The sequence below is a fragment of the Hydromonas duriensis genome, from assembly GCF_004363775.1.
Lineage (GTDB): Bacteria > Pseudomonadota > Gammaproteobacteria > Burkholderiales > Burkholderiaceae > Hydromonas > Hydromonas duriensis.
In genome coordinates this window covers 110,729-114,650 of sequence record NZ_SNZE01000006.1, presented here as the reverse complement: position 1 = coordinate 114,650, position 3,922 = coordinate 110,729, and the positions used below count along the sequence as shown (strand labels likewise).

The following is a 3,922-nucleotide window of genomic DNA, read 5'->3' as shown; positions in this document are numbered from 1 at the left end:
CAAACAGCTCAATCGCATCGTTGTCATCAGCGGTATCGACAGGTGTTTCAACTGCAGTATCAAGCGCAGTATCAACAGCGATGAGCACAGCGACCAGCAGCGTCAACTCATTGTCAACGGCGACGTCGTCAGCAATCAGCACGACCAACAGCAACGTGACATCATTGTCAACCTCAACGTCAACGGGCTTGAGCAGCGCCAACAGCTCAATTGCATCATTGTCATCAGCGGTATCGACAGGTGTTTCAACGGCCATGTCAAGTGCAGTATCAACAGCGATGAGTACAGCAACGAGCAGCGTCAACTCATTGTCAACTGCAACCTCGTCAGCCATCAGCACGACCAACAGCAACGTGACATCATTGTCAACCTCAACGTCAACGGGCTTGAGCAGCGCCAACAGCTCAATCGCATCATTGTCATCAGCGGTATCGACAGGTGTTTCAACGGCAGTGTCAAGTGCAGTATCGACAGCAGTATCAACAGCAATCAGCACAGCAAGGAGCAGCGTCAACTCATTGTCAACGGCAACGTCTGCGGCAATCAGCACGACCAACAGCAACGTGACGTCACTGTCAACCTCAACGTCAGCGGGCTTGAGCAGCGCCAACAGCTCAATTGCATCATTGTCGTCAGTTTCAGGCGGCGCGGTGTCGTCATTGTCAACCGCGACTGCAGTGGGCTTGAGTAGTGCAAACAGCTCAATCGCATCATTGTCGTCAGCGGTATCGACAGGTGTTTCAACTGCAGTATCAAGCGCAGTATCAACAGCGATGAGCACAGCAACGAGCAGCGTCAACTCATTGTCAACGACAACGTCTGCGGCAATCAGCACGACCAACAGCAACGTGACATCATTGTCAACCTCAACGTCAACGGGCTTGAGCAGCGCCAACAGCTCAATCGCATCGTTGTCATCAGCGGTATCGACAGGTGTTTCAACTGCAGTATCAAGCGCAGTATCAACAGCGATGAGCACAGCGACCAGCAGCGTCAACTCATTGTCAACGACAACGTCGTCAGCAATTAGCACGACCAACAGCAATGTGACATCATTGTCAACTGCAACGTCAACGGGCTTGAGCAGCGCCAACAGCTCAATCGCATCATTGTCGTCAGCGGTATCGACAGGTGTTTCAACTGCAGTATCAAGCGCAGTATCAACGGCGATGAGCACAGCAACGAGCAGCGTCAACTCATTGTCAACGGCAACGTCATCTGCGATTAGCACGACCAACAGCAACGTGACATCATTGTCAACTGCAACGTCAACAGGCTTGAGCAGCGCCAACAGCTCTATTGCATCATTGTCGTCAGTGGTATCGACAGGTGTTTCAACAGCAGTGTCAAGTGCGGTATCAACAGCAATCAGCACAGCAACGAGCAGCGTCAACTCATTGTCAACGGCAACGTCATCAGCGATTAGCACGACCAACAGCAATGTGACATCATTGTCAACCTCAACGTCAGCGGGCTTGAGCAGCGCCAACAGCTCAATTGCATCGTTGTCTACTGTGGTGTCGACAGGTGTTTCAACAGCAGTGTCAAGTGCGGTATCAACAGCAATGAGTACAGCAACGAGCAGCGTCAACTCATTGTCAACGGCAACGTCATCGGCCTTGAGCACAGTGGACAGCAATGTCACTTCATTGTCGACAGCGACTTCGTCAGCAATCAGCACGACCAACAGCAACGTGACATCATTGTCAACTGCAACGTCAACAGGCTTAAGCAGCGCCAACAGCTCAATCGCATCATTGTCGTCAGCGGTATCGACAGGTGTTTCAACTGCCGTGTCAAGCGCCGTATCAACAGCAGCATCAACGGCAATCAGCACAGCAACGAGCAGCGTCAACTCATTGTCAACGGCAACGTCATCAGCAATTAGCACGACGAATAGCAACGTGACATCATTGTCAACTGCAACGTCAACGGGTTTGAGCAGTGCCAACAGCTCAATCGCATCATTGTCGTCAGCGGTATCGACAGGTGTTTCAACTGCCGTGTCAAGCGCCGTATCAACAGCAGCATCAACGGCAATCAGCACAGCAACGAGCAGCGTCAACTCATTGTCGACGGCAACATCATCGGCATTGAGCACAGTTGATAGCAACGTGACTTCATTGTCAACGGGCTTGAGTGGTGCCAACAGTTCAATCGCATCATTGTCATCTGTTGTATCGACAGGCGTATCAAGTGCTTTGAGCACGACAAATAGCAGTGTGTTCTCTTTGTCAACAGGTTTAAGCACGACAAACAGCAACCTCACTTCATTGTCAACATCAACGTCAACAGGCTTCAGTTCAGCAGGTAGCTCGATTGCTTCATTGTCTACAGTCGTCTCAGAAGGCCTCTCTACAGCGGCTTCAACAGTGATGTCTACGGTTGTATCGTCAGTGGTGTCGACTGCGGTTTCAACGGCTGTTTCAACAGTCATGTCAACCGTTATTTCGAGTGCTGTTTCGACGATTATTTCAGCTTCGTTCAGTACAGTGGAAAGCACCGTGACATCATTGTCAACGTTGACATCGACTGGTTTCAGTACGACTGAAAGCAATATCACATCATTGTCAACTGCAACGTCAACGGGCTTGAGCAGCGCCAACAGCTCAATCGCATCGTTGTCTACCGTGGTGTCGTCTGGTGTTTCAACAGCCGTGTCAAGTGCGGTATCAACAGCAATGAGCACAGCGACCAGCAGCGTGAACTCACTGTCAACTGCAACATCATCAGCATTGAGTACCGTTGATAGCAATGTGACTTCATTGTCAACGACAACGTCTGCGGCAATCAGCACGACGAATAGCAATGTCACATCGTTGTCAACAGGCTTGAGCAGCGCCAACAGCTCAATCGCATCGTTGTCAACAGTGGTATCGACAGGTGTTTCAACTGCCGTGTCAAGCGCCGTATCAACAGCAGCATCAACGGCAATCAGCACAGCAACGAGCAGCGTCAACTCATTGTCAACGGCGACATCATCGGCCTTGAGCACAGTGGACAGCAATGTCACATCATTGTCGACAGCAACCTCGTCAGCCATCAGCACGACGAATAGCAACGTGACGTCGTTGTCAACGTCAACGTCAACAGGCTTGAGCAGTGCCAACAGCTCAATCGCATCGTTGTCAACGGTGGTATCGACAGGCGTTTCAACAGCCGTGTCAAGCGCAGTATCAACAGCGATGAGCACAGCAACGAGCAGCGTCAACTCATTGTCGACGGCCACATCATCGGCCTTGAGCACAGTGGACAGCAATGTCACATCATTGTCGACAGCAACGTCATCTGCGATTAGCACAACCAACAGCAATGTGACATCGTTGTCAACTGCAACGTCAACGGGCTTGAGCAGCGCCAACAGCTCAATTGCATCGTTGTCTACCGTGGTGTCGTCTGGTGTTTCAACAGCAGTGTCAAGTGCGGTATCAACAGCAATGAGCACAGCGACCAGCAGCGTGAACTCACTGTCAACTGCAACATCATCAGCATTGAGTACCGTTGATAGCAATGTGACTTCATTGTCAACGACAACGTCTGCGGCAATCAGCACAACGAATAGCAGCGTGACCTCATTGTCGACAGCGACTTCGTCAGCCATCAGCACCACGAATAGCAATGTCACATCGTTGTCAACAGGCTTGAGCAGCGCCAACAGCTCAATTGCATCATTGTCAACAGTGGTGTCGGCAGGCGTTTCAACAACAGTGTCAAGTGCAGTATCAACAGCGTTGAGCACAGCGACCAGCAGCGTCAACTCATTGTCAACAGCAACGTCATCTGCGATTAGCACGGTGAGCAGCAATGTGACTTCGTTGTCAACTGTAACCTCGTCAGCCATCAGCACGACGAATAGCAACGTGACGTCGTTGTCAACGTCAACGTCAACGGGCTTGAGCAGTGCCAACAGCTCAATCGCATC

At 50.9% G+C, this 3,922-nt stretch carries 1 protein-coding gene; it reads right to left on the bottom strand.

Annotated features, from left to right (window positions below; translation table 11 throughout):
• A partial coding sequence (locus tag DFR44_RS11400) for a hypothetical protein (protein WP_162845155.1) occupies window positions 1-3,922 on the bottom strand: 3,922 nt, incomplete at both ends.